The organism is Micropruina sp. (assembly GCF_047602385.1).
Classification (GTDB): Bacteria; Actinomycetota; Actinomycetes; order Propionibacteriales; family Propionibacteriaceae; genus Micropruina.
The window spans coordinates 703,428-727,626 of sequence record NZ_JASGHL010000002.1; the positions used below are offsets into that span (position 1 = coordinate 703,428).

The 24,199-nt window shown below is 68.4% G+C and carries 24 protein-coding genes and 1 pseudogene; 21 read left to right on the forward strand and 4 right to left on the reverse strand.

Going from position 1 to position 24,199, the window contains the following annotated elements; genetic code table 11:
• Positions 1 to 93: 93 nt before the first annotated feature.
• The 4 genes from QM711_RS08275 to QM711_RS08290 all read left to right on the forward strand — a co-directional run bounded on the left by QM711_RS08275 (position 94) and on the right by QM711_RS08290 (position 3,099).
• Positions 94 to 471, forward strand: coding sequence for a hypothetical protein (locus QM711_RS08275; RefSeq protein ID WP_415098157.1), 378 nt, complete (start codon positions 94 to 96; stop codon positions 469 to 471).
• Between the two features lie 98 nt (positions 472 to 569).
• Positions 570 to 965 (forward strand): helix-turn-helix domain-containing protein, encoded by a 396-nt coding sequence (locus tag QM711_RS08280; RefSeq protein WP_415098159.1) that lies wholly within the window; start codon positions 570 to 572, stop codon positions 963 to 965.
• A gap of 30 nt (positions 966 to 995) precedes the next feature.
• Positions 996 to 2,027 carry a DUF3039 domain-containing protein gene (locus QM711_RS08285; RefSeq protein ID WP_415098161.1) on the forward strand — a complete coding sequence of 344 codons (1,032 nt, stop codon included), beginning with the start codon at positions 996 to 998 and terminating at the stop codon, positions 2,025 to 2,027.
• A 154-nt stretch (positions 2,028 to 2,181) separates the two neighbouring features.
• Positions 2,182 to 3,099, forward strand: coding sequence for a transglutaminase-like domain-containing protein (locus QM711_RS08290; RefSeq protein ID WP_415098163.1), 918 nt, complete (start codon positions 2,182 to 2,184; stop codon positions 3,097 to 3,099).
• On the opposite strand, the gene QM711_RS08295 is transcribed toward QM711_RS08290, so the two are convergent.
• The 3 genes from QM711_RS08295 to QM711_RS08305 all read right to left on the reverse strand — a co-directional run bounded on the left by QM711_RS08295 (position 3,051) and on the right by QM711_RS08305 (position 5,967).
• On the reverse strand, positions 3,051 to 3,842 hold the full coding sequence (locus QM711_RS08295; RefSeq protein WP_415098165.1) for a lysostaphin resistance A-like protein: 792 nt from the start codon (positions 3,840 to 3,842) through the stop codon (positions 3,051 to 3,053). The genes QM711_RS08290 and QM711_RS08295 overlap by 49 nt on opposite strands.
• A gap of 164 nt (positions 3,843 to 4,006) precedes the next feature.
• Positions 4,007 to 4,756: a hypothetical protein gene (locus tag QM711_RS08300; protein WP_415098167.1), complete on the reverse strand. Its 750-nt coding sequence runs from the start codon at positions 4,754 to 4,756 to the stop codon at positions 4,007 to 4,009.
• A gap of 53 nt (positions 4,757 to 4,809) precedes the next feature.
• Complete coding sequence (locus QM711_RS08305; protein WP_415098169.1) at positions 4,810 to 5,967, reverse strand: PQQ-dependent sugar dehydrogenase; 1,158 nt, start codon at positions 5,965 to 5,967, stop codon at positions 4,810 to 4,812.
• A 143-nt stretch (positions 5,968 to 6,110) separates the two neighbouring features.
• Between QM711_RS08305 and QM711_RS08310 the strand changes: the two genes are divergently transcribed.
• From QM711_RS08310 to QM711_RS08390, 17 genes and pseudogenes are all read left to right on the forward strand, one after another.
• Positions 6,111 to 7,223 carry a TIR domain-containing protein gene (locus QM711_RS08310; RefSeq protein ID WP_415098171.1) on the forward strand — a complete coding sequence of 371 codons (1,113 nt, stop codon included), beginning with the start codon at positions 6,111 to 6,113 and terminating at the stop codon, positions 7,221 to 7,223.
• Complete coding sequence (locus QM711_RS08315) at positions 7,216 to 9,780, forward strand: glycogen/starch/alpha-glucan phosphorylase (RefSeq protein WP_415098173.1); 2,565 nt, start codon at positions 7,216 to 7,218, stop codon at positions 9,778 to 9,780. Before QM711_RS08310 ends, QM711_RS08315 begins: the two co-directional genes overlap by 8 nt.
• Positions 9,781 to 9,806: 26 nt before the next feature.
• A complete protein-coding gene (locus QM711_RS08320) occupies positions 9,807 to 11,555 on the forward strand; it encodes a PQQ-binding-like beta-propeller repeat protein (protein WP_415098175.1) in 1,749 nt (582 codons plus the stop codon).
• 60 nt (positions 11,556 to 11,615) lie between these two features.
• A complete protein-coding gene (locus QM711_RS08325; RefSeq protein WP_415098177.1) occupies positions 11,616 to 12,089 on the forward strand; it encodes a hypothetical protein in 474 nt (157 codons plus the stop codon).
• Positions 12,089 to 13,204 carry a sensor histidine kinase gene (locus QM711_RS08330; protein ID WP_415098179.1) on the forward strand — a complete coding sequence of 372 codons (1,116 nt, stop codon included), beginning with the start codon at positions 12,089 to 12,091 and terminating at the stop codon, positions 13,202 to 13,204. Before QM711_RS08325 ends, QM711_RS08330 begins: the two co-directional genes overlap by 1 nt.
• Complete coding sequence (locus QM711_RS08335; protein ID WP_415098181.1) at positions 13,201 to 13,848, forward strand: response regulator; 648 nt, start codon at positions 13,201 to 13,203, stop codon at positions 13,846 to 13,848. The genes QM711_RS08330 and QM711_RS08335 overlap by 4 nt, the downstream gene beginning before the upstream one ends.
• A gap of 87 nt (positions 13,849 to 13,935) precedes the next feature.
• Positions 13,936 to 15,591 carry a phosphoenolpyruvate carboxylase gene (locus tag QM711_RS08340; RefSeq protein ID WP_415098183.1) on the forward strand — a complete coding sequence of 552 codons (1,656 nt, stop codon included), beginning with the start codon at positions 13,936 to 13,938 and terminating at the stop codon, positions 15,589 to 15,591.
• Entirely contained in the window at positions 15,479 to 16,696 is a 1,218-nt protein-coding gene (locus tag QM711_RS08345; protein WP_415098643.1) for a phosphoenolpyruvate carboxylase, read from the forward strand. The genes QM711_RS08340 and QM711_RS08345 overlap by 113 nt, the downstream gene beginning before the upstream one ends.
• Positions 16,697 to 16,823: 127 nt before the next feature.
• Positions 16,824 to 17,234: pseudogene (locus QM711_RS08350) on the forward strand (cation:dicarboxylate symporter family transporter); the annotation flags it as partial.
• Between the two features lie 70 nt (positions 17,235 to 17,304).
• Positions 17,305 to 18,186 (forward strand): cation:dicarboxylate symporter family transporter, encoded by an 882-nt coding sequence (locus QM711_RS08355; protein WP_415098185.1) that lies wholly within the window; start codon positions 17,305 to 17,307, stop codon positions 18,184 to 18,186.
• Between the two features lie 88 nt (positions 18,187 to 18,274).
• Complete coding sequence (locus tag QM711_RS08360) at positions 18,275 to 18,997, forward strand: FadR/GntR family transcriptional regulator (protein WP_415098188.1); 723 nt, start codon at positions 18,275 to 18,277, stop codon at positions 18,995 to 18,997.
• A 214-nt stretch (positions 18,998 to 19,211) separates the two neighbouring features.
• Positions 19,212 to 19,718, forward strand: a complete 507-nt coding sequence (gene uraD, locus QM711_RS08365) for a 2-oxo-4-hydroxy-4-carboxy-5-ureidoimidazoline decarboxylase (protein WP_415098190.1) — start codon at positions 19,212 to 19,214, stop codon at positions 19,716 to 19,718.
• A complete protein-coding gene (gene uraH / locus QM711_RS08370; RefSeq protein WP_415098192.1) occupies positions 19,715 to 20,041 on the forward strand; it encodes a hydroxyisourate hydrolase in 327 nt (108 codons plus the stop codon). The genes uraD and uraH overlap by 4 nt, the downstream gene beginning before the upstream one ends.
• 6 nt (positions 20,042 to 20,047) lie before the next feature.
• On the forward strand, positions 20,048 to 20,962 hold the full coding sequence (gene pucL, locus QM711_RS08375) for a factor-independent urate hydroxylase (protein ID WP_415098194.1): 915 nt from the start codon (positions 20,048 to 20,050) through the stop codon (positions 20,960 to 20,962).
• A 122-nt stretch (positions 20,963 to 21,084) separates the two neighbouring features.
• Complete coding sequence (locus QM711_RS08380) at positions 21,085 to 22,611, forward strand: nucleobase:cation symporter-2 family protein (RefSeq protein ID WP_415098196.1); 1,527 nt, start codon at positions 21,085 to 21,087, stop codon at positions 22,609 to 22,611.
• A 180-nt stretch (positions 22,612 to 22,791) separates the two neighbouring features.
• Positions 22,792 to 23,241 carry a hypothetical protein gene (locus QM711_RS08385; RefSeq protein WP_415098198.1) on the forward strand — a complete coding sequence of 150 codons (450 nt, stop codon included), beginning with the start codon at positions 22,792 to 22,794 and terminating at the stop codon, positions 23,239 to 23,241.
• A gap of 210 nt (positions 23,242 to 23,451) precedes the next feature.
• Complete coding sequence (locus QM711_RS08390; RefSeq protein WP_415098200.1) at positions 23,452 to 23,901, forward strand: hypothetical protein; 450 nt, start codon at positions 23,452 to 23,454, stop codon at positions 23,899 to 23,901.
• Between the two features lie 71 nt (positions 23,902 to 23,972).
• Here the strand turns inward: QM711_RS08390 and QM711_RS08395 are convergent, their stop codons facing one another.
• Positions 23,973 to 24,179: a KTSC domain-containing protein gene (locus tag QM711_RS08395; RefSeq protein ID WP_415098202.1), complete on the reverse strand. Its 207-nt coding sequence runs from the start codon at positions 24,177 to 24,179 to the stop codon at positions 23,973 to 23,975.
• Positions 24,180 to 24,199 lie beyond the last annotated feature (20 nt).

The following is a 24,199-nucleotide window of genomic DNA, read 5'->3' on the forward strand; positions in this document are numbered from 1 at the left end:
CCGAGATTTCACTGAATCGGACGCGTCGCTGCCGGTCTCGGCGAGCACGACCGCTACATTGCGCCCTAGAAGTCGGTACCCCCTTGGAGTGACATGAGCTACCAACTGGCGTTCTGGGCCTATCCGGACGGCCGGCGCAGCAACCGCGTCGCCGACCGGCGCACCTACCTGAAGCTGATCAAGGGCCGCCGGGTCCGGGACGTGGCCCCGCTGGACACCCACCGCGTGCTCGACGAACTGGCCATCGTCTACGGCACCTGGCGGCGTACCGACACCTACCACTTCTCGCATCCCAGCCACGGATCCTTCGACGTCTGGATCGCCGGCGAGACCTTCGTCGTGCTGACCTTCCACAACGTCAAGGACCTGACCGTGATGGACCCGGCGATCCAGACCCTGGACGCCATGGGCGTCCCGCTCTACGACCCGCAGGTCGACCGCCGCTTCCCCTGGGTGGCTCGAGCCATCTGATTTCGTTCGCCTGCCCTCATCCGCTTGTGGGCTGATCCCGCGCCAGGTAGAGTCATCTGTGACATCTACGTCACTTGTGACACTTGAGAGTATCCGCCATGCAAACCATTGAGACCTCGAACGTATCCGTCGACCAACTCGCAGCACTCGCTCAGTTCGCTGAGACCACCGCACCCGAGTTGCGCGATGTCCTGCTCAGCGTGAGTCGCTGCATCCAAGAGGGTGCCGATCTTCTCGTCGTTGATGGCGCCGAGACACTGACGCCCACCCAAGTCGCTGTGCGTTTGAGCATGAGTCGAACCCATGTCTATAAGCTTCTTGACCGCGGAGAGATTGTGTCGCATCGAGTCGGTCGCGACCGTCGCATTCGACTGACCGATCTACTTGCGTTCGAAGATCAGCGACAGCGTGATCGCCGTGAGCTTGCGGAACGCTTCTCGAAGCAGCGCCAAACCCGCGCTGACGCAGTCGACGAACTCGTCGATCAACTCTGAGCAGCGAGGCAACCGTCTCTTCTTTGCGCGATGCGCGATGATTCGTCAATGCACAGTCGTCGCGCTCGCCCAACCCTTCGCCTACTCAGCGAAGACCTGACGGCCGACTGGACATCACCATCCCCGCGTCGACTGCTCAACGAGGGCCGGCTCGATGAGTTGCATCCGCTCAGCGAACTCGCCCACCCGATAATCAGGAAAGCGGCGGAGGCGTTCGGCCCCGATGCTGGCCGCGACAACTACGTGGGGCCGATCGCGTGCAGCACTCGCCTGCCTCTACTTGAGATAAAGGCCGGCCAGTGGCGTGGTGGAGTCTGGCGCGACCCAAACACCGACGTCCGCTGGCTCGTCGTCGCGGGGTTGGCGAAGGGTGACCATCAGGACCACGACGACTTCTACCACCGGGTCGAACGCCACGACGCCCATGGCGATTCCGCCACAAGCGATCGTTGGCTACCCAGCGTTGAGGATAACCGCTTGCTCAAGCGGGAGACCGTTGCTCGCCTCCTCACGACCTGGGAACTCCAGATTCAGCGCCATGTGTACGACGCCCTCAATCAGATCATCTGCGGGGGGACCGCTGAAATACCCATCGATCATCCTCTTCCCGGCAACAACCCGGTTGCGACACTCATCCTGACGATCGCCATTGTTCGCGAGGACGGCTATGAGGCGGACGAGGTGGAACTGGAGGTCATCGCCGCGTCGCAGTGGGAGGGCAGCAACTTGCTCTGGCAACTCACGTTGCGCGCGTTGATCTCGCTTTGCCCTCCTGAACAAGGGTGGGATCGGTTCAAGACGCTCTTCTCGAACATCGCAGAACCTGGCTACTTCTCAGCCCGGTCAGCGACGCTTTCGGATCTGGTTTCCAAAGGCGTCCTCGACACATCGGTGCCTGGCCAGCACGCCCACTATGCGCATCGAGAGCATCTCGCCGGAAAGACAATCGACGGCAAGGCGGTGCGCGCCCTCTGTGGCGTGCACTTCGTACCTACGCAGGACCACGAAGCGTTGCCCCGCTGCCCCTCCTGCGATGCACGACTCGCAGAACTTCCCTCCTAGATGGTAAGCGGGCGCGAACCGCCCCAAGGATCAGCGAGTGCTGATGACCCTCCGCGAGATCCTGGCTCAACGCGACATCGGCGACCGCCGCTAACGTACGAGGATGGCCGCAACGTACGACCGCGCCTGCGGACGTGCCGATTACCCTCCGTCGATGGACAGGTGGGCACGGCACTCTGCCTACTCCGACCCCGGTCGCCACGCTGCGCTCCTCGATCAGGCCGAACCGGACATCACCACCGCGTCCATGGTTGCCCAGAACCTGATCGCGCACTACCGCTTCGCGTCCACGCCGCTGCCGGAGTCCAGCAATGACGACATCAACGCCCGATGGCTCAGCACGATCCTGGAGATCGATCAGCAGCGGCACGGCGCCCCGCCGACCGCCCCGCGACCTGAGGCCGAGCGCGTCCAGGGATGCTGTCGTGACCACACGCTGATCGCCGTCGGCATCCTGCGGCAGCACGGCGTCCCGGCTCGGAGCCGGGTCGGCTTCGCCGACTATCTGCGTCCGGAGAGCCGAGTCGATCACGTGGTGGCCGAGGCGTGGCTGGGCGGTCGCTGGGTTCGTTTCGACCCTGGCCTGGCTGGTCCTCGCGGGCGGGTGAGTGACCCCCACGACATCGTCGTCGGCAACGACTCGCCTTTCCTCACCGCGGCAACCGCCTGGAGCGGCTATCGACGGCGTGGCCGTCCGATCGACGATCTCGGCGTGCGGGGCGGACCCGTGGAGTTCACCGGGCCGCCGTTCGTGCTGTCCTACCTGATCATGGACGTCGCCCATCGCTTCGGTGACGAACTGCTGCTGTGGGACTTCTGGGGAGCGATGCCGCTGCCGGGTGCGCCGATCGACTACGAGTTGGGCGACGTCCTGGCCGAGCTGGTGCAGCGTGCCGACCGCCAGGACGAGACCGCCGAACTGACGTTGCTGGACCTGTATCAGCATGACCCTCGGATCCGCGCCGGGGACGAGATTGTGCGACATTCACCGCGCGGCGCGCCACCCGTCCGCGTCTCACTGATTCAGCGCAGCACCAGCACCAGGGTCGCGGCGACGATCAGCACCGACTGAACGCTGTGCACGATGATCCCGAGCCAGGCGCTCCGGTATCGCCGGCTCGGGTAGGCCAGCGCCAGGCTGTCGAGCAGTGCCATCGGGATCACCCAGGGCATGTGCAGATGGTAGAAGGCGAACAGCACCCCGTTCGCCAGCCAGTCGGCGCGTCCGAACACGCCGCGCATCCGGGGCAGCAGCAGGCCGCGGAACAGCAACTCCTCGCCCAGAACCGTGTTGAACAACGCCATCACCACGACGACGGCGAACCACACCCAGTTGCCGGCGAAGAATTGCTGGCCGGCGTCCGAGCTGAGAAACGCACCCAGGTCGCGGTCGCCCGGCATCGGTAGCGACGGCAGCAACTGCTCGACACCGACGACCGCGAGCGCCGGCAGCAGGATCCACCACAGCCGTCCACCGACGCGGCCGGTCGCAGCATCGCTGGGACGGCGCAGCCACAGCGCGGCGGCGACGCTGCGCCATCGCAGGCTGCCGGTCTCGCGGTGGACCAGCACCAGCACCAGGACGAACTGCCAGATCAGCCCGGCCGTCAGACACAGGATCAGCGCCTTGGCAAAGCCCGTCGGGCCACCCCAGGACGCCGCGAGCGCAGGCGCCACCAGCCAGGCCAGTGCCGCCATCGGCAGTGCCGCAGCCGCCCACACCCCGAGCACGCCGCGCAGGGAGTACTGGCGCGGCTCGGGCGGTTCGGCGGACGCCGGAGCGGCGGGCGAGACGAGTGCGTGATTGCTGGACATGCTGACCTCCATCGGGTTCGCCTCGCAGCCTGCTCGCTCGGCACCCCCGACGACATCAGGCGCCGTCCGGACGGCGGGCCTGAGACGTCCCCCAGCACCGACCCTGACCGTGCCAGTGATCGATCTCGCAGCAGCTCCCGTCCCGGGCTCGGGGCGCCGTCCGGTCAGCAGGCGCAGGTCGCGGTGGCGACCTCGATCACCGTGCAACCTGCCACCGTCCGGCACGCCCGGTTGCCACACGTCCAACAGGTGTTCCGGGTGACGCCGCAGCCGTTCTGCCGGCAGGTCACGCAGGTGACCTCGCCGCAGGTGAAGCAGGTCGCACAGGTGCCGTTGCATGACACGCAGGTCTGGATCGTCTGGCAGGCGACGCCACAGGTCACGCAGGTGTCGCAGGTCGCCGGACAGCTGACCAGGGTGTCGACGCATGGCCCCCACAGCGACTCGTCGCAGAAGCCGCAGGTGTTGATCGACTGCAGGATCGTGTCCACCTGGGTCTGGAAGATGCCACCGTTGCCGCCGATCCCGCCGACGCGGGCCGCCGCGGCCGGATCGATCAGGAAGTCGTCCCCGGACGACGCCTGCCGAGTCCGCACATAGTCGACGGACGCGCCGTGCGGCAGGGTCACCCGGGTCGCGTCCAGTCCGGTGAACGGCGGCTGATCCGGGCTGATCGCCTCGGTGGCCAGCACGTCCGCCGTCCGGAACTCGACGTAGTAGTCGAGTTTGGTGTTCAGGTACAGCCGCCGGTAGCCCTCCCGGTCGCTGTCGCCGAGCAATCCGGCCAGCTGCAGCGTCGGTTTCGCCGGTTCCCCAGGATTGCTGATCCGGGCCGCCACGAACGGGTCGGCCGGCCGCTTCTCGATGTTGTTCTCGTCGGCCATGGTGGTCGCCTCCAATGCCTCACCGGCCATGTTCCGCCGGTCCCCGACGATCCGAAATGCGCACTATTGCCCCGGGCCACCGCTCAGGCCGGCGTCAGCCGCAGCAGCCGTCCGCCGGAGCCGTCGGTGAGGACCCAGATCGATCCGTCCGGCGCCTGTTCGACCTCTCGGACGCGGTCGCCGAAGTCCCACTGGTCGGCCTTGGCCGCCGAGGTGCCGTCCAGGTCGACCCGGATCAGCGCCTGTCCGGACAAGGCGCCGATGAACGCGTCGCCGTCCCACTGCGGGAACATGGCACCGGAGTAGACGATCAGGCTGCCCGGCGAGACGCTGGGGTTCCACCACACCTTGGGTGCTTCGAAACCGTCGCCGGGCGCGTGGTCGGGAATGTTCCCGCCGCCGTAATGCGAGCCGTTCGACACCCGCGGCCAGCCGTAGTTGCTCCCCTCGACGATCAGATTCAGCTCATCGCCACCCTGTGGGCCCATCTCGGAACTCCACAGATTTCCGGCGGCGTCGAAGGCGATACCCAGCGGATTGCGTTGCCCGAGCGTCCAGATCCGGGCATCGCTGCCATCGGGGTCCATCCGGATGATCTTGCCCAGCGTGGACCCGCGGTCCTGCGCGGGGGTCATCTTCTGCCGATCGCCCGAGGTGACGAAAAGGTGTGAGCCGTCCGGAGCGAACGTGAGCCGGTGCCCGTAGTGTCCGCTGCCGCTGGTCTTCGGCTGCTGCCGCCAGATCACCCGGAGGTCATCCAGTCGCGCCCGGTCACCGTCGCGGACCAGGACCGCGCGACCGACCTCGGCACCCGTTCCGCCGTCGCCGGCCGCCGCCCAGCTCAGATACACCGTCCGATCAGTGGCGAAGGCCGGGGACGCGAGCACGTCGCCCAGCCCGCCCTGCCCGGTAGCCACCACCTCGGGGACACCGCCCACCTCGATGGTGCGGCCGTCCGCCTGACGCAGCTTCAGCCGGCCGCCGCGTTCGGTGATCAGGGCGTCGCCGCCAGGCAGGAAGGCCATCGCCCACGGCTCGTCGAAGTCGCCGAGTTCCTCGGCCAGGAACGGTGTGCCGGCCAGCGGCTTGCCCGCCGAAGGAGAGTCCGAGCTGGTGGTTTCAGCGGGTGTCGCGGTCGCGGTCGCGGCAGGAGCCGGAGGCGATGCCGCCGGGCTGGAACCGCAGGCGGTCAGCGCAAGGACGACGGCCAGACCGGTCCACCGGGCGAATGTGCCTGTCATCCGTCGACGCTACCCGGACGCCGAAACCTGCAGCCCGTGCGCAGTATTACCCAGTTCACTGCCCTGGGTGGACTGCCTGCCCTACGCTTTCGCCACCAATGTGTGCCGACGGGCCGCGCTATCAGGGGGAGGGCTGGCAGTCGATGACCATCTTCGTCTCTCATTCCAGTTCGGACGCCGATGCGGTCAGATCGCTGGTCCAGGGCCTGGAGGGCGCCGGCGCACGAGTGTGGCTCGACCAGGATCTCACCGGGGGCCAGGCCTGGTGGACGGCGATCCTGGGACAGATTCGCGACTGCAACGTCTTTGTCTTCGCGCTGTCGGAGAGTTCGCTGCAGTCCGAGGCTTGCCTGCTCGAGTTGACCTACGCCCGCGACCTCGGCCTGCCCATCCTGCCGGTGCAACTCGGCGACCTGCGCGGACTGCGCGACCATGCGATCTTCGCCTACCAGGCGATCGACTACCGCAACCCGACCGCGTCCGCCGGGATCGCACTGGTCCGCGGCATCCACGAGCGCGAGCAGGAACGTCAGCCACTGCCCGAGCCGCTGCCGCCGCCGCCACCTCCACCGTATGAATACCTGATGCTGCTGGGCACCGCCATCCATGGCCGCGCCGCACTGTCTCCCACCGAGCAGGAGTCGATCCTGCTGCAGCTGCGACAGGCGCTGCGGGCGGAGAAGAACGAGTCGGTGCGGCAGAACGTCCGGACGCTGCTGGCGACGTTGCGCGAACGTCCGGAGGTCACCCACCGCACCGCGACCGAGATCACCACCTTGCTGGACAACGGGCAACCGGATCAGTCGGCGAGCACTCCAGCCGCGGAGCGGACGCCGGCGGCGGGGTGGTACCCCGATCCCGGCGGCGGGCCCCAGCCCCGGTACTGGGACGGGCAGCGCTGGCACGACCCGGTGGCCAACCGACCCAACCCACAGCCCCAGCACGTTGCGGTCCAGCAGTTCGTCGCACCGCCCGACCGACCCACCGGCAAGGCGTTCTCGATCATCGCCTTCGTCTTCGCGGCAATCGCGTTCTACATACCTCTGCTGGGACTGCTCGGCGTCGGCGCCGGCCTGATCGGCCGCGCCCGCAAGGAGCGAATGGGCGTCACGGCGTCGATCGTCGCCGCCGTCGCCACCGTTCTGGCATGGGTCATCTGGACATCGGTCTATAGCAGGTGGTGGCCCTGGCGCGGTGGCCACTGGACGGATGTGCTCGTCGTAACGTTGGTTGGCTACGGTATCCCTCATGTCTGATTCCCGAACGCCTGTGTCAGCCCCCACGCCGGTCACTCCCGCCGACGAAACTCCGGCGATCGGCCCGCACCGCCGCGGCGTTCAGTTCAGGCAGACCCACCCGCTCGCGCTGGCTCCGGTGACGCCGCCGCCGAACACGGTGGACGGCTTCGTGAAGGAGTTCCTGCACGAGCTGAACACCGACCTGGGCGTGGCCCTGTCGCGGTCGTCGATCAACGACCAGTACACCGCGCTGGCGCACACCGTGCGGAACTACCTGACCGCGCGCTGGCTCGAGACCGGCCGCAAGCAGCGTGAGGGCTATCCCAAATCGGTGGCCTACCTGTCCGCGGAATACCTGCTGGGCCGGCAGCTGGGCAACAACCTGCTGGCGGCGAACCTCAGCGACATCGCTGAGAAGGCACTGCACAGTTGCGGACTCAGCCTGGCCACGCTGCGCGCCCAGGAGGTCGAGCCCGGCCTCGGCAACGGTGGCCTGGGACGGCTGGCGGCCTGTTTCATCGATTCGCTGGCCACCATGAACGTGCCCTGTATCGGCTACGGCATCCGCTACGAGTACGGCATCTTCCGGCAGACCTTCGTCGACGGCGAGCAGGTCGAGCAGCCCGACTCCTGGCTGGCCCTGGGCAACCCGTGGGAGATCGCCCACCCCGAGTCGGCCGTGCAGGTCAACTTCGGCGGCAGCACCGAGACCTACGACGACAACGGCGTCGAGCGGACCCGCTGGGTCCCGGCCTGGAACGTGCTCGGCGTCCCCTACAACTACATGGTTCCCGGCTACCTCAACGGACGCGTCAACACCTTGCGGCTGTGGAGCGCGCAGGCCACCCAGGCGTTCGACCTGAACATCTTCAACGCCGGCGACTACGCCCAGGCCGTCCGGGCCCAGACCTTCGCCGAGAACATCTCCAAGGTGCTCTACCCCGAGGACTCCACCCCGCAGGGCAAGGAGCTGCGGCTGCAGCAGCAGTACTTCTTCGTGGCCTGCTCGCTGCGTGACTTCATCGACGGCCAGGGCCGCGATTTCGACCTGCGCGACCTGCCCGAGCGGGTCATCTTCCAGCTCAACGACACGCACCCGGTGATCGCCGTGCCCGAGCTGATGCGGATCCTGCTCGACGAGCGCGGCCTGGACTGGGACGAAGCCTGGGCGGTCACCTCCAAATGCTTCGCCTACACCTGTCACACGCTGCTGCCCGAAGCACTGGAGGTGTGGTCGGTCGAACTGCTCGGCCGGCTGCTGCCGCGCCACCTGGAGATCATCTACCGGATCAACGACGAATTCCTCGACCTGGTCCGCGAGACCTGGCCGGACGACTACCTGCGACTGGGCCGGATGTCGATCATCGCCGAGTACCCCGACCGCGGCGTCCGGATGGCGTTCCTGGCCACCGTGGCCGGCATCAAGGTCAACGGCGTCGCGGCGCTGCACTCGCAATTGCTGCGGGACAAGGTGCTGAACGACTTCGCCGAGCTGTGGCCGGAGAAATTCACCAACGTCACCAACGGTGTCACCCCGCGCCGGTTCATGAAGCTGGCCAACCCGCACCTGTCCGACCTGATCACCGACGCCATCGGCTCGGGCTGGGTCACCGATCTGGAGCGGCTGCAGGAGCTGGCCCCGCTGGCCGACGATCCCGATTTCCGGGCGGCATTCACCGAGGCCAAGCACGCCAACAAGATCCTGCTGCGCGACCACCTCCGGGTGCGCGACGAGATCGAGCTGCCGACCGACCAGATGCTCGACGTGATGGTGAAGCGGCTGCACGAGTACAAGCGGCAGACGCTGAAGCTGCTGCACATCGTCTCCACCTACGAGCAGATCGCGTCGGGCAAGGTGAAGGCTGCCGACATCACGCCGCGCACCTTCGTCTTCGGCGCCAAGGCCGCGCCGGGCTACCGGATGGCGAAGCAGATCATCCACCTGATCAACGCGGTGGGCTCGGTGGTCAACTCCGATCCGCTGGTCGAGGGACGGCTGAAGATCTTCTTCCCGGCCAACTACAACGTGACCCTGGCCGAGCGGCTGATCCCGGCCGCCGATCTCTCTGAGCAGATCTCGCTGGCCGGCATGGAGGCCTCCGGCACCGGCAACATGAAGTTCGCGCTGAACGGCGCGCTGACCATCGGCACCGACGACGGCGCGAACGTCGAGATCCGGGAGCTGGTCGGCGACGACAACTTCTTCCTTTTCGGTATGGACGAACCGAAGGTTGCCGACCTCGGCGCGAAGGGCTACCACCCCGGCGAGTACTACGAGTCGAACCCGCAGCTGAAGGCCACCCTCGACCTGATCGCGTCCGGGCACTTCTCCGGCGGCGACCCGATGACCTTCGAGCCGGTGGTCTCCAACCTGGTGCATCACGACCGGTTCATGGCGCTGGCCGACTTCGGGTCCTACGTCGAGGCACAGCACCGGGTGGACGCCCTGTATGCCGACCCGGATGCCTGGACCCGGTCGGCGATCCTGAACGTGGCGCGTTGTGGCTTCTTCTCCTCCGACCGGTCGATGAAGGACTACATCAAGCGGATCTGGGGCACCAACCCCGTCCTGTGAGGGGGATCGCACCTAGACTCGCCAGCGTGCCTGTTACCCCCCGCCGCGTCCACCGTCCGTTGCTCGGCCTGACGGCCGTCGCCATCTGTGGCGGCCTGACCCTGACCGCCTGCACCGCCCCGGACGTGTTCGTCCACTCGCCGCGCCCGAACGCGCCGACGACCACCGCGTCCCCCTCGGTGAACCCGGAGACCGACCCGGCGAAGCTGCAGCTGCCGCTCAGTTCGCTGCCCGGCTGGACGGCGCCCACCGCGCTCGGTAACGGCAAATTCAGCCGTCCGTTCCAGCCCGACGGCACCGTCACCTGGCAGCTGTTCAACGGTGACAATCAGCCGATCGCGAACTACAACCCGGCCGGCCCGGTCGGTTTCGGCGACTCCTCCACCTACACCAAGGTGCCGGGGGTGCTGACCTTCCGCGGCAACAACTACCGCAACGCAGCCGCCTACGGCGCCGCCGACATCACGGCCAAGAAGCTCGAGATCGCCTGGACCCACGACACCGGCGACGTCAAGGCCGAAGGCTCCTACTGGGCCGGCGCGGGCTGGACGGGGCAGCCGCTGATGGTGAACTGGCCGAAGGCCACCAAGGAAGCCATGGGACTCGATCCGGCCCAGGTCGCCGACGACTCGTTCGTCGAGGTGATCTACCCGGTGGTCGACGGCAAGGTCTACCGGATGAACCTGGCCGACGGTAAGGACACCAAGCCGCCGATCGACACCGGCTTCGCCTTCAAGGGCACCGGCTCGGTCGACCCGCGCGGCTACCCGCTGCTCTATTCGGGGATGGGGCTCAACCAGAACGGCGACAAGACCGGCGACTGGCAGTACCGGATCTTCGACCTGATCAAGAACCAGCAGGTCGACGGCTGGAACGGCACCGATCCCTCCGCGCCGCGCGATTGGGGCGCCTTCGACTCCTCCGCCCTGGTCAACGCGGCGTCCGACACGCTGATCGAGCCGGCCGAGAACGGCCTGATCTACAAGGTGAAGCTGAACACCACCTTCGACCCGGGCGCCAAGACGGTCAGCGTGAAACCCGAGTTCACCAAGCTGCGCTACGACACCGGCGACCCGAAGGCCCGGCACGGCATCGAAGGCTCCGCCGCCGCCTACCGCAACCTGATGTACGCCCCCGACAACGACGGCAACATCATCTGCTGGGACGCCACCACCATGCAGGTGGTCTGGGTGTTCCCCACCGGCGACGACACCGACTCGACGATCGTGCTCGAGGACACCCCGGACGGCCCGTTCATCTACACCGGCAACGAGTTCGACAAGCGCGGCGAGGGTGACGCCGGCGCCAAGTCCGGCCCGGTCACCTTCCGCAAGATCAACGCGCTGACCGGCAAAGAAGTCTGGAAGTGGGAGATCAACGCCCAGTACAACGCCGTCAACGGTGGCCTGATGGCCACCCCGGCGCTGGGCTTCGGCGAGGTCTCCGACCTGATCTTCGTCACCATGGCGCGGACGGCGTCCGACAAGCAGGGCGACCTGGTGGCGCTGGACAAGAAGACCGGCCAGGTGGTGTGGCAGCGCACCATGGGCGCCTTCTCGTGGAGTTCGCCGGTGCTGGTGCAGGGCTCCGACGGTCACGTCTACGGCATCCAGGGCGACTCCAGCGGGCTGCTGCACCTGTTCAACCCGATCACCGGCGAGGACTACTCGACGCTGCAGCTGGAGAAGAACATCGAAGCCAGCCCGTCGGTCTACAACAACATGCTGGTGGTCGGCACGTACGCCAAGAAGCTGTACGGCATCAAGATCTCCTGACGTATCTGAGTCGGCCCGGACGACTCCTGTGGGGCATTCCGTCCCGACAGGAGTCCTCCCATGGCGAAGCAGACGAAGAAGTTCGCAAAGGTCGTCCGCGACCTCGAATCGGCCGTAGGGCTTCCGGTGGTGACCGGCCCACGCGGCACCGGCGGCGAGGTGTCGCCGCTTTTCGTGGCGGTCTTCGGCAAGGCTGCCGGGGCCAGCAAGCCGTCGCTGCTGGGCACCGGCGAGCTGGTCAAGGACAATCTGGTGCTGGCCGACCTGGACGTGGCCGCCGCCCTCGCCGATGGCGCCACGCCGACCTCGGTGGGCATCGCCTGGCTGACCGGCAGCACCCCGCACACCCAGGCCCGCGCGATCGGCGAGTTCGGCCATCGCGAGGGCGAGGAGTCGTCCGCGGCGACGATGTGGATGCTGGAACTGGCCACCGCGAGCACCGCACCGGTCGGCTCCGCGCTGCCGCCCGGCGCGATCCCCGCCAGCGGGTGGTGCCTGTTGTTCCCGTGGCTGTCGATGTGCCACCAGAACTGATGTCCGCCACCGTGCGCAGCCTGTTGGTGGTCGCGGCGGCGATCACCGTGGACCTGCTGTTCTGGGACGGCGAGGCGCGGCTCGTCGACGGCGGCACTCTCCCGCTGTGGCTGCCGGTGCTGATCACGGTCACGGTGCACAGCACACTGCTGTGGCGGCGATCCCATCCGCTCCCGGTGTTCGCGGCGCAGGCCGCCTTCTCGATGATCTGCCTGTTGGTGCCGATGTGGCAGCCGATCGCCGGCGTGCTGGTGGCCACCTTTGCGGTGGCCGCGAACTCCGCCGCCCGGACGGCCCGCTGGGGCTGGCTGGCAGCCGTCCCGCTGATCACCCACTCGGTGGTGCTCTCGGTGACGTTGAACAGCAAGTGGATCGGCCTGACCCAGGGAGTGCTGCTCGCGCTGGCCGCGGGAGCGGTCGCCTGGGTGGCCGGCCGGCGCGTCGCCCTGCGGGCTGAGCGGCTGCGGGCCTGGCAGGCCGAACAGGACCAGCTGCGCACCGAGGCCACCCACAACGAACGCCTGGCGCTGGCCCGCGAGCTGCACGACGGGGTCGCCAACACGATCACCACCGTGCTGCTGCAGGCGGCGGCCGCCCGATCCGCCTCGGCCGGCGACCCGGCCGCGTTGCGCTGCATCGAGTCGGCCGCCCGCCGCGCCATGGAGGAGATCCAGGCAACGCTGCAGCTGATGCCGCGCGAGCCGCTGGCCGCCGGAGCACCAATGCTGGCCGATCTGCCGGCGCTGCTGGCACTGGCCTCCGAGGCCGGCCTGGAGGTCGCCTTCAGCGAGACCGGACGCCGTCGTGAGCTGCCCCTGCCCGCCCAGACCGCGGTCTACCGGGCGATCCAGGAGGGCATCACCAACACCCTCAAGTACGCTCCGCGCGGCACCCGGTGCCGGATCTCGCTGAATTGGACGCCGACCGAACTGGAGTTGGCAATCGTGGACTTCGCCGCGGAGGCGGCCGGCGCGCCGCCGGCGTTGCCGGTCACCGGCGGACGCGGCCTGAACGGCCTGCGGGAGCGCCTGCGTCACGTCGGCGGCGTCCTGGAGTCGGGCCGATGCGACAACGGCTACCGGCTCTCCGCCCGGCTTCCGGTCGGTGCCCGATGATCCGGGTCGCGATCGTCGAGGACGACCCGCTGATCCGGGCCGGGGTGGCCGCGGTGCTGGACTCCCAACCCGACCTGGCGGTGGTGGGCCAGGCGTCGGACGGCGACGAGGCGGTCGCCCTGGTGTACGCGTGCCGTCCGGACGTACTGGTGATGGACATCCGGATGGCCCGGCTGGACGGCGTCGGGGCGACCCGGGCGGTCTGTGCCGCCGAAGTGTCCCCGCCGGTGCTGATGCTGACCACCTTCGACGGCGACCCGGACGTGGTGCGGGCGCTGCGCGCGGGCGCCGCCGGCTATGTGCTGAAGCGGCATCCCGATGACCTGGCACCGGCCGTCCGCCGGGTCGCAGCCGGTGAGGTGTGGCTGGATCCTTCGGTCGCCGGGCAGGTGCTGGCCGCGCTGGCGGCGATCCCGACGCCGGGTAGCCCGAGCGGCGCGGTCGCCGTCCTGACCCCGCGGGAGCGCGAGGTGCTGGCCCTGCTGGCCGACGGGCTGAGCAACGCCGAACTGGCGCAGCGGCTCTTCGTCGGCGAGGGCACCGTCAAAACCCACATCTCCCGGATCCTGTGCAAGACCGGGTGTCGCGACCGTGCCCAGGCCACCGCACTGGCGTTCACCTCGGGGCTGGTCCTCGTCCGCTGAGATTTCCGCAGCCCCTTGTGGCGCGGGCGCTAGCCTGTGCGGCGTCCCGACAACGTCGTCAGCCGCCAACCGCATCAGGAGGGCTCCGTGACCGATGTCGCAGCCGCGCCCGGCTTTCTCGACGAACCCGACGACGCCCGGCTGCGCCGGGACATCCGCCGCCTCGGCGAGCTGCTCGGCGAGACACTGGCCCGCCAGGAGTCGCCGCGGCTGGTGGACCAGATCGAGGACATCCGCCGGCTCTCCCGGGAGGCACTGGCCGGCGACCAGCGGGCCCAGCGCACCTTGACCAAGCGGCTCAGCGCCGCCGACCTGCCGACCGCGATCAACCTGATCCGGGCCTTCCGCACCTATTTCCACCTGGCCAACATCGCCGAGCAGGTGGCCCGGATCCGCACCTTCGACGACCGTCCCGAGGGCAGCGGCTGGCTGGCCAGTGCCGTGGATCGAGTGGCAGAGGAACTGGGCGCACCCGCCCTGACCACCGCGCTGGCGAAGCTGCAGGTGCGCCCGGTGTTCACCGCGCACCCCACCGAGGCGAGCCGGCGGACCACACTGATCCAGCTGCGGCAGATCGGGGACGCCCTGCTGGCCGCGCCGAACGAGCTGACCGAGCGCGCCGAACGCGTCCGGGACCGGGAGCTGACCCGGATCATCGAGAGCCTCTGGCAGACCGACGAGCTGCGGGTCGACCAGCCGACCGTCGAGGACGAGGCCCGCAACGTGCTGTTCTACGCCGCCGCGCTGATGGCGGGCACCGCCCCCCAGCTGCTCGACGACCTGGCCGACGAGGTGGCCCAGCAGGGCGGCTACCTGCCGTTGACCGCGGCCCCGCTGGCCCTCGGCAACTGGATCGGCGGCGACCGGGACGGCAACCCCAACGTCACCCCCGAGACCACGCTGCAGGTGCTGCAGCGTCAGCACCTGGTCGGCATCGGCGTGCTGCTGGCCGAGCTGGACGCCGTGATCGCCGAGGTGTCCACCTCGAGTCGGCTGCGCCGGATCAGCCCCGAGCTGCAGGCCAGCCTGGACGCCGACCTGGTCGCGCTGCCCGAACTCGACCCGCACGTCCAGCGGATCCACGTCGAGGAGCCCTATCGGCTCAAGCTGCACTGCGTGCGGCAGAAGCTGCTCAACACCCGCAAGCGGCTCAGCGAGGAGTTGCCGCACCGGCCCGGTCACGACTACCGCGGCAACAGCCGGCTGCTGGCCGATCTCGACCTGGTCCGCACCTCACTGATCGCGAACTCGGCCGAGCTGCTGGCCGGCGGACGGCTGACCCGGCTGATCCGCACGGTCAGCGCGTTCGGGCTCGGCGTCGCGACGATGGACGTCCGGGAGCACTCCGAGAAGCACCACCACGCCCTGGGCCAGTTGTTCGACCGGCTCGGCGAGCTCGGCTCCGACTACGCCGGACTGAGTGCCGACCAGCGGTTCGAGGTGTTGTCGGCCGAGTTGGCCAAGCGGCGCCCGCTGGCCCCCTCGCCGCCGCGGCTGGACGCCGACGGCGCTCGCACGTACGGCACCTTCGAGGCGATCCGGGAGGCCCACGAGCGGTTCGGCCCGGCCTGCATCGAGAAGCTACATCGTGTCGATGACCCGCGGCGCGGACGACCTGCTGGCCGCCGTCCTGCTGGCCCGGCAGGCCCGCCTGGTGGACCTCACCGAGGGTGTCGCGGCGATCGGCTTCGTTCCGCTGCTGGAGACCGTCACCGAACTGCGCACCGCCGGGGAGATCCTTGAGCGGCTGCTCGCCGAGCCGTCCTATCGGGCCGTGGTCAAGCTGCGCGGCGACGTCCAGGAGGTCATGCTCGGCTATTCCGACTCGAACAAGGACGCCGGCATCGCCACCAGCCAGTGGGAGATCCACCGGGCCCAGCGGGTGCTGCGCGATGTGGCGTCCCGGTACGGCATCCGGCTGCGGCTGTTCCACGGCCGCGGCGGCACCGTCGGCCGCGGCGGCGGCCCCACCCACGAGGCGATCCTGGCCCAGCCCTACGGCTCGCTGCAGGGCGAGATCAAGGTGACCGAGCAGGGCGAGGTGATCTCGGACAAGTACACCCTGCCCGCGCTCGCCCGGGAGAATCTGGAACTGACGCTGGCCGCCGTCCTGGAGGCGAGCACGCTGCACCTGACCTCGCGGCAGAGCGCCGAACAGCTGGCCGAGTGGGACGCCACCATGCAGACCATCTCGGACGCCGCATTCGTCGCCTACCGCCGACTGGTCGAGGATCCGGACCTGCCGGCCTACTTCTGGGAGTCGACCCCGGTCGACCAGCTGGGCGCGCTCAAGCTGGGCTCGCGGCCGTCCAAGCGGCCCGACAGCGGCACCGGACTGGGCGGGCTGCGCGCCATTCCCTGGGTGTTCGGCTGGACGCAGTCGCGGCAGATCGTGCCCGGCTGGTTCGGGGTCGGCAGCGGACTGGAGGCAGCCGTGGCCGCCGGACACGGCGAGCAATTGCACGCGATGTACTCCGAGTGGCACTTCTTCCGCACCTTCGTCTCGAACGTGGAGATGATGCTCACCAAGACCCGGCTCGATGTGGCCCGGCACTACGTCACCTCGCTGGTGGACCCCAAGCTGCACCACGTCTTCGACCGGATCTCCGAGGAGTACCAGCGAACGGTCGCGGCCATCCTGGCGATCACCGGCGAGCGGGAACTGCTGGACAACCAGCCGATCCTGCAGCGCACGCTGAGCGTCCGGGACGCCTACCTCGACCCGGTCAGCTACCTGCAGGTGGCGATGCTCGCCCGGCTGCGCGCCGGGGACCGGGACCCGCAACTCGAGCGCGCGCTGCTGCTCGCCGTCAACGGCGTTGCCGCGGGCCTGCGCAACACCGGCTAGGCCCTGGTCGAAGTGGCCTGACCAAAGTGGTCGGACCGTAACTTCACGGTTACCTCCCCTGCCGCCTTCCGTAATGCGACAGGAGTGGAGTGTCGCTGACGCTCGACACCCCACAAAGGAGGCCACCATGGCCAGTTCGAAGACGGTCGAAGGACTCTACGAGGTAGGCCCCGACCAGAAGCTCAAGGTCAAGCAGCCGATCTGGAAGTCGCTGTTCTTCCAGATCGGCGTCGCCATCGTGCTGGGCATCACCATCGGTGCGCTCTGGCCGACGATCGGCGCCCAGCTCAAGCCGATCGGCGACGGCTTCATCCGGTTGATCAAGATGGTGATCGCGCCGATCATCTTCCTGGTTATCGTCACCGGCATCGCCCACGTCGGCGACGTGAAGTCGGTCGGCCGGGTGGGGGTCAAGGCACTCGGCTACTTCCTCGCCGCGTCCACCTTCGCGCTGGCCTTCGGCATGGTGGTCGGCAACGTGGTCCGTCCGGGCGCCGGCCTGCACATCGACCCGGCCAGCCTGAACGGTGCCGCGGTGACCGCCAAGACCGCCGGCGGCTCGATCCCCGATGCGGCCACCTTCCTGCTGCACGTCATCCCCGAGAAGCGTGATCCAGGCGTTCGCCGAGAACAGCCTGCTGCAGGTACTCTTCTTCGCGGTCTTCTTCGGCGCCGCGATGGTGGTGCTCGGCCCCGAGAAGACCAAGCCGGTGATGGACGTGCTGAACGCCACCCTCGACGTGATCTTCAAGATCATGGGCTGGATCATGCGGGTCTCGCCGCTCGGCGCGTTCGGCGCGATGGCCTTCATCATCGGCCAGTACGGCCTGGCCACCCTGGGTACCTACGCGATGCTGATCGCCGCCTGCTACGGCGCCGCGATCATCTTCATCGGCCTGCTCTTCGCCATCGCCTGGGGCTTCGCCCGTGTCCCGCTGTGGGACTTCATCAAGTACGCGCGCTCGGAGTTCCTGCTGGCCCTGGGAACCGCCTCCACCGAAGCCGTGCTGCCGCGGATCATGACCAAGCTGACCAACGCGGGCAACCCGCGCTCGATCACCGGCCTGGTGGTGCCGACCGGCTACTCGTTCAACCTGGACGGCGCCGCCATCTACCTGTCGATCTCGCTGCTCTTCCTTGCCCAGGCGTTCGGCATCGAGCTGTCGCTGGGGCAGCAGCTGGCGGCGCTCGGCGTCCTGCTGCTGACCTCCAAGGGCATGGCCGGGGTGCCCGGCTCGTCCTTCCTGGCGCTGTCGGCGACCGCCACCGCACTGGGCATCTTCCCGGTCGCCGGAGTCGCCCTGCTGCTCGGCGCGGACCGGCTGATGGACTCCATGCGGGTGTCGGTGAACCTGCTCGGCAACTGCGTCGCGACATTCATCGTGTCGAAGTGGGAGGGCAAGCTGGACTACGACCAGATGCGCGAGACCTTCGCCGCCGCCGAAACCGAACTGGAAACCGAGCGCACGCCGGCGCTGCAGTCCGCCTGACCGCCTCCACCCGGCAGAGGTGAGAGAATATCGGGGAGGCGGCGTCCGCCGCCTCCCCGTCGCTCACCGGAAGGCGGACGCATCCGCGATGTCACCGGAGTTGGACACCGTCGCAGCCCGGCACCGTGGCGGTGTCACCGTCGCCGACGACATCGTCCGGCACATCGAGCAGCGGATCGCCAGCGGCGCCTTCACCCCGGGCGATCGACTGCCCGCCGAACGGGCCCTGGCTGCCGAGCTGGCCGTCTCCCGGGCGGCGCTGCGCGAGGCGCTCAGCCGGCTTGAGGCGTCCGGACTGGTGGTGCGACGGCACGGCAGCGGCACCCGGGTCACCCGCGAGGTGCCGCGCGGCGCGTCGCTGGCCGCCCGGCTCGAGCACGCCGGTGACGACTTCACCCACTCGGCGGAGTTCCGCGAGCTGGTCGAGCCACAGCTGGCCCGACTGGCCGCCGAGCGGATCACCCCCGACGAACTGACTGAACTGCGCGACCTGCTGACCACCTCGGCCACCGACGTGGACGCCGAGGAGTCGCTTCGGCTCGACGTCGCCTTCCACACCGCGATCGCGCGCGCGTCACGCAACCCGCTGCTCTCCTCGCTCGGCGAGCTCACCGCGAACTGGACGGTCGAGGTCCGGGTGTTCTCGCACCTGGCCGGCGAAGGACGGCGGATCTCGCACCAGGGCCACCTGCGGATCCTGGCCGGGCTGGAAGCCGCCGACCCCGACGAGTCGATGCGTGCGATGGGCAACCATCTGCGCGAGATCCATGCGGTGATCGACCGATTCCGCGACGCCGCCGATCATTTGTGACGATTCCATTACGTGCACGTTTCGGCTGATCGCCGACACTCTCGAAATTTCTTGAAATTCGCCGGCGTCGCTGGCTGTAGCACTCGATCGGTCCCGAGAATTCGCTCTCGCTATCGCGTTACGCGACCGTCACACGGGTGACACAGACCTAACAAATAAGCGCACTAACGTAATCCTCGTTCAAGTGGTCAGACCAACATGAGCGAGGAGCGCAATGACGATCGAGGAGTTCAACGGCCTGGACGGCGGGGCTGCGGCCAGCTTGCTGGCCACCTGTGCGGAGGTGGAGAGCTGGGTCGCCCAGGTCGTCGTGGGCCGTCCGTTCGCCTCCCGGGAAGCGCTCCTCGCCCACGCCGCCGAGACCGCCCAGGGCTGGACCCGAGCCGATGTGGACGCGGCCCTGGCCAACCATCCGCGGATCGGCGAGAAGCCGAAGGCCAGCAGCATCGGTGCCGCGAACGCCGCCCACTCAGCCACCGAACAGGCCGGCATGGGCACCGCCGAGGCCGACGTCCGAGACGCCATCGCTACCGGTAACGCCGCTTATGAGAGACGCTTCGGTCGGGTCTTCCTGATCCGTGCCGCCGGCCGGTCGCCGGAGCAGATCCTGGCCGCGCTGACCGCCCGGCTGGGTAATGACGACGCCACCGAGGACGCGGTGGTGGCTGGCGAGCTGCGCGAGATCGCGCTGCTCCGACTCGAGCAGGCGGTGGCCGCATGAGCTTCGTCACCACCCATGTGCTGGACGGCTCCAGTGGCGTCCCGGCAGCCGGCGTCACCGTAACCATGACCGACGACGATCACGCCGTGATCGCGCAGGGCCTCACCAACGAGGACGGCCGGGTGCCCTCGTTCGGGCCCGACACGCTGCCAAGCGGCACCTATCACGTCACCTTCGGCACCGGCGAGTATTTCGCCGCACGCCAGGTCGCGACCTTCTATCCGAGCGTCACCATCACCGTCGCCATCGACGAAACGGCGGCGCACTACCACGTCCCCCTATTGCTCTCACCGTTCGCCTATTCCACCTATCGAGGGAGTTGAAAGTACATGTCCGTCACCGTCAGCCTTGGCGCCAACAAATACGGCAAGGCCGAAAACCGGGTCGTTCGCATCACCCGGGACACCGCCCGTCATGAGATCGAGGATCTCAACGTCACCAGCCAGTTGCGTGGTGCCGCGCTCGTCGACTCGTACCTGGTGGGCGACAACGCACTGGTGGTCGCGACCGATACCCAGAAGAACACCGTGTACGCCTTCGCCAAGGAGCACGGAGTCGGCTCTCCCGAAGAGTTCCTGCTGAAGCTCGGCGAGCACTTCGTCTCGTCCTTCGACTGGATCGAGGGCGGCCTGTGGCAGGCCGAGCAGTACGCCTGGGAGCGCATCCTCGTGGACGGCGCCGAGCACGACCACTCCTTCGTCCGCAAGGGTCAGGCCACCCGGCTGGCCGCGGTGCAGAAGATCGACGGCAATACCCACGTCACGGCCGGCCTGAAGGACCTGACCGTGCTGAAGTCCACCGGCAGCGAGTTCGCCGGCTTCCCGCGGGACAAGTACACCACCCTGGTCGAGACCGATGACCGGATCATGGCCACCTCCGTCACCGGCCGCTGGCGCTACCTGCCCGAGGCCGTCGAGGCCGGCATCGACTACAACGCGGTCTACGAGGGCGTCTCGGCGATCTTCATGTCGACCTTCGCCACCGTGCACTCGCTGGCCCTGCAGCAGACCCTGTGGGAGATGGGCAAGGCGGCGATCGAGGCCTACCCCGAGATCGCCGAGGTGAAGTTCGCGATGCCGAACAAGCACCACTTCGTCGTCGACCTGAGCCCGTTCGGCCTGGAGAACCCCAACGAGGTGTTCTACGCCGCCGACCGTCCCTACGGACTGATCGAGGGAACCATCATCCGCGACGGCGTCACCGCCGAGCCGGACGCCTGGGTCGACCTCCCGACCTTCATCTGACCGACCCACCCCCGCCACGACCGGGCTCACCGCCCGGCCCCATCAAGCCGACGAGGCGCCGGGGCAGACCAGCCCCGGCGCAGCGCCGGACTCTCGGACTCCGACCAGAGAGGCCTCAGGCCATGATCGACACCGATTCCCCAGTCAAAGAAGTAGAACTACCCGACCTCCCGGTCGGCAGCCGTCCCGAGGACGAGAAGCTCGGCATCGGCCCCACCGTCGGCTACGGCGTCCAGCACATCCTGGCCATGTTCGGCGGCGTCATCGCCGTCCCCCTGATCGTCGGCGGCGCCGCCGGTCTGGACACCGCGGAGAAGGCGCTGCTGGTCGCCTGCGGCCTGTTCGTCAGTGGCGCCTCCACCCTGCTGCAGACGCTCGGCGTGCGCTGGTTCGGCGCGCAGTTGCCGCTGGTTCAGGGCACCTCGTTCGCCGCGGTGTCGACGATCCTGGCGATCATCGGCGACCGGGCCGGGGTCGGGCTGCAGTCGGCCTACGGCGCGGTCATCGCCGCGTCGGCGATCGGCCTGGTCATCACGCCGTTCTTCGCCCGGATCGTCCGGTTCTTCCCGGCCGTGGTGACTGGCTCGATCATCACCGTGATCGGCCTGTCGCTGATGCCGGTGGCCGCCGGGTGGATCACCGGCCAGGCCACCATCGTGGTCAACGGCGCGCGGGTGGCGAACCCCAACTTCGCCTCGCTGCCCAGCGTCGGCCTGGCCCTGTTCACCTTCGTCGTGGTGATCGTGCTCAGCAAGATCGAGATCCTTTCCCGGATGGCCGTCCTGCTCGGTCTCGCGATCGGCACCGTCGTCGCCCTGTTCACCGGCCAGACCAGCCTCGCTCCGGTGGCCTCCGCCGCCCCCATCGCGTTGCCGCAGCCGTTCGCGTTCGGGATGCCGATCTTCGAGGTCGGCGCCATCATCTCGATGCTGATCGTGATCCTGGTGATCATGGTCGAGACCACCGCCGACCTGCTGGCCGTCGGCGAGGTCGTCGGCAGCAAGGTCGACTCCCGCCGGGTCGGCGACGGCCTGCGGGCCGACATGGCGTCCTCGATGATCGCACCGGTGTTCAACTCGTTCCCGGCCACCGCGTTCGCCCAGAACGTCGGCCTGGTTGCGCTGTCCGGCATCAAGAGCCGCTTCGCGGTGGCCGCCGGCGGTGCCCTGCTGATCGTCCTCGGCCTGTCGCCGATGGCGGCCGCCCTGTTCAGCATCATCCCGGGCCCGGTGCTCGGCGGTGCCGGCATCGTCCTGTTCGGCACCGTCGCGGCGTCCGGCGTCCGGACCCTGTCGAAGGTCAACTACCAGGGCAACAACAACCTGGTGATCGTGGCCGCCTCGGTCGCCTTCGGCCTGATCCCGGTCGTGTCGTCCGACTTCTGGCACAGCTTCCCGGGCTGGTTCGTCACCATCTTCCACTCCGGGATCAGCGCCTCGGCGATCATGGCGGTGGCCCTGAACCTGTTCTTCAACGTGTTCATGCCGGGCACGCCGGACGAGCCGTCCGATCTCGCCGCCGCGCCCCCGCTGCAGGTGCAGGAAACCGAGGCCCGCGTTCTGGAGGGCGGCGGCACCCTGGGGCCGGACTCCTACGAACCCGACGTGCAGATCGAGGGGACCCGAGCCAAGGAACCCTCCGAACACTGAACGCACATCGAATCAACCAGCGGGCCGTCCCAACCGGGGCGGCCCGCTGGCGTATGCCTGCAGGCATAGCTGCCGATCTCACTCGGCCGGCAGACGCGTCCCCCCTGGTCGGACGGCGAATCTTGGGTCACCGAGGAAACCTCCTCACGAAGGCAACACCACCCAATCCAAGGAGTCCCAATGACCCTCACCACCAACGTCCGCCGGATCGCCGCAGGTGCGCTCGCCGCCGCCGCGCTCGGCGTCGCAGCCGCCACCAACGCCCACGCGGTGTCGACCTCCGGCTGTACCGCCACGCCGCTCACGCCCGAGTACGCCTACACGCAGTCCAACGGCGTGAAGGTGCTGAACTACAAGATCGCGGTGTCGTGCTCGTCCGGCCGGACCGCCTACATCACCCAGGAGCGCTGGGAAGAGGACGACTGGCCCAACGGCGACGACCACCTCGGCACCAGCACGTTCAGCGCCCGTGGCACCACCACGCTGAACAACTACCGCACCCTGGTGGACGGCGAGATCGGCCAGGAGGAGGTCTACCAGAAGATCCGCTTCTACGTGGTCTCCGACAACGGTGTGGTCTCGGCCTGGACCGGCTGGCACAACTCCGCAGTCCGGTCGTTCTACAACTGATCCGGCCCCGAGATCAGTTCTCACCGCGATCGCCCCGCCCGTCCGGCGGGGCGATCGCGCGTGTCCGCCGCCGCAGGTATGCCCGTGGGCATAGTCACCGATCTCACTCCGGCGCCGGACGCGCCCGGCCTGGTCCGCGGGCGAACCTTGAGGCACGGGGCGGAGCCCCGGAGGAGAACAGGCATCAGCCACTCGTTGAAAGGAGTCGCCATGACCCTCACCAAGAACGCCCGCCGACTCGTCGCGGGAGCAATCGCCGCCGCCGCGTTGCCGGTGGCCATCGCCAGCGGCGCGCAGGCGCACACCACATCCGGCTGCAAGGTCGAGCCGCTGAAGCCGATCTACGCCGGTACCAACGCCGCCGGCGTCAAGATCATCGACTACCGGATCAGCGTCAACTGCTCGCCGGGCCGCTCCGCACACATCACCCAGGTGCGCTGGGAGGAGGACGGCTGGCCGAACCCGGACGACAAGCTGGGCACCTCGACCTTCTCGGTGCGCGGCGTCAAGACGGTGCACAACAAGCGCACCCTGGTCGACACCGAGCTCGGCAAGGAAGAGGTCTACCAGAAGATCCGCTTCCACGTGCATTCCGACAACGGCGTCGTCTCCGGCAACACCGGCTGGCACAAGTCCGCGGTCCTGTCCATCTACAACTGATCCGGATCCCGACCGAACAGTTCCCGCCACGATCGCCCCGCCCCACCGGCGGGGCGATCGTGCGCGTCCGCTCAGTCCAGTCGTCGCCAGTCGTGCTGCAGGATCCGTTCCCGCCATTCGGTCCACGGGTGGGCGGAGTGGGTCAGCCCCTCGAACACCTCCGGATCCACGTCGAGATACTCGTACCGGCCGCCGTTGCGGAACTCGACGCGGAGCGTGCGGCGCTCGGCGTCGTAGTCGGCCTCGAGCAGCGCCTTGGACTTCCACAACCGGATCATGTCCTTTTCACTCCTACCCC

Excerpts from the sequence above, each read along its gene's own strand:
- QM711_RS08275 (WP_415098157.1), top strand. The coding sequence starts at position 94 with ATGAGCTACCAACTGGCGTTCTGGGCCTATCCGGACGGCCGGCGCAGC.
- QM711_RS08280 (WP_415098159.1), top strand. The coding sequence starts at position 570 with ATGCAAACCATTGAGACCTCGAACGTATCCGTCGACCAACTCGCAGCA.
- QM711_RS08285 (WP_415098161.1), top strand. The coding sequence starts at position 996 with ATGCGCGATGATTCGTCAATGCACAGTCGTCGCGCTCGCCCAACCCTT.
- QM711_RS08290 (WP_415098163.1), top strand. The coding sequence starts at position 2,182 with ATGGACAGGTGGGCACGGCACTCTGCCTACTCCGACCCCGGTCGCCAC.
- QM711_RS08295 (WP_415098165.1), bottom strand. The coding sequence starts at position 3,842 with ATGTCCAGCAATCACGCACTCGTCTCGCCCGCCGCTCCGGCGTCCGCC.
- QM711_RS08300 (WP_415098167.1), bottom strand. The coding sequence starts at position 4,756 with ATGGCCGGTGAGGCATTGGAGGCGACCACCATGGCCGACGAGAACAAC.
- QM711_RS08305 (WP_415098169.1), bottom strand. The coding sequence starts at position 5,967 with ATGACAGGCACATTCGCCCGGTGGACCGGTCTGGCCGTCGTCCTTGCG.
- QM711_RS08310 (WP_415098171.1), top strand. The coding sequence starts at position 6,111 with ATGACCATCTTCGTCTCTCATTCCAGTTCGGACGCCGATGCGGTCAGA.
- QM711_RS08315 (WP_415098173.1), top strand. The coding sequence starts at position 7,216 with ATGTCTGATTCCCGAACGCCTGTGTCAGCCCCCACGCCGGTCACTCCC.
- QM711_RS08325 (WP_415098177.1), top strand. The coding sequence starts at position 11,616 with ATGGCGAAGCAGACGAAGAAGTTCGCAAAGGTCGTCCGCGACCTCGAA.
- QM711_RS08330 (WP_415098179.1), top strand. The coding sequence starts at position 12,089 with ATGTCCGCCACCGTGCGCAGCCTGTTGGTGGTCGCGGCGGCGATCACC.
- QM711_RS08335 (WP_415098181.1), top strand. The coding sequence starts at position 13,201 with ATGATCCGGGTCGCGATCGTCGAGGACGACCCGCTGATCCGGGCCGGG.
- QM711_RS08360 (WP_415098188.1), top strand. The coding sequence starts at position 18,275 with ATGTCACCGGAGTTGGACACCGTCGCAGCCCGGCACCGTGGCGGTGTC.
- uraD (WP_415098190.1), top strand. The coding sequence starts at position 19,212 with ATGACGATCGAGGAGTTCAACGGCCTGGACGGCGGGGCTGCGGCCAGC.
- uraH (WP_415098192.1), top strand. The coding sequence starts at position 19,715 with ATGAGCTTCGTCACCACCCATGTGCTGGACGGCTCCAGTGGCGTCCCG.
- pucL (WP_415098194.1), top strand. The coding sequence starts at position 20,048 with ATGTCCGTCACCGTCAGCCTTGGCGCCAACAAATACGGCAAGGCCGAA.
- QM711_RS08380 (WP_415098196.1), top strand. The coding sequence starts at position 21,085 with ATGATCGACACCGATTCCCCAGTCAAAGAAGTAGAACTACCCGACCTC.
- QM711_RS08385 (WP_415098198.1), top strand. The coding sequence starts at position 22,792 with ATGACCCTCACCACCAACGTCCGCCGGATCGCCGCAGGTGCGCTCGCC.
- QM711_RS08390 (WP_415098200.1), top strand. The coding sequence starts at position 23,452 with ATGACCCTCACCAAGAACGCCCGCCGACTCGTCGCGGGAGCAATCGCC.
- QM711_RS08395 (WP_415098202.1), bottom strand. The coding sequence starts at position 24,179 with ATGATCCGGTTGTGGAAGTCCAAGGCGCTGCTCGAGGCCGACTACGAC.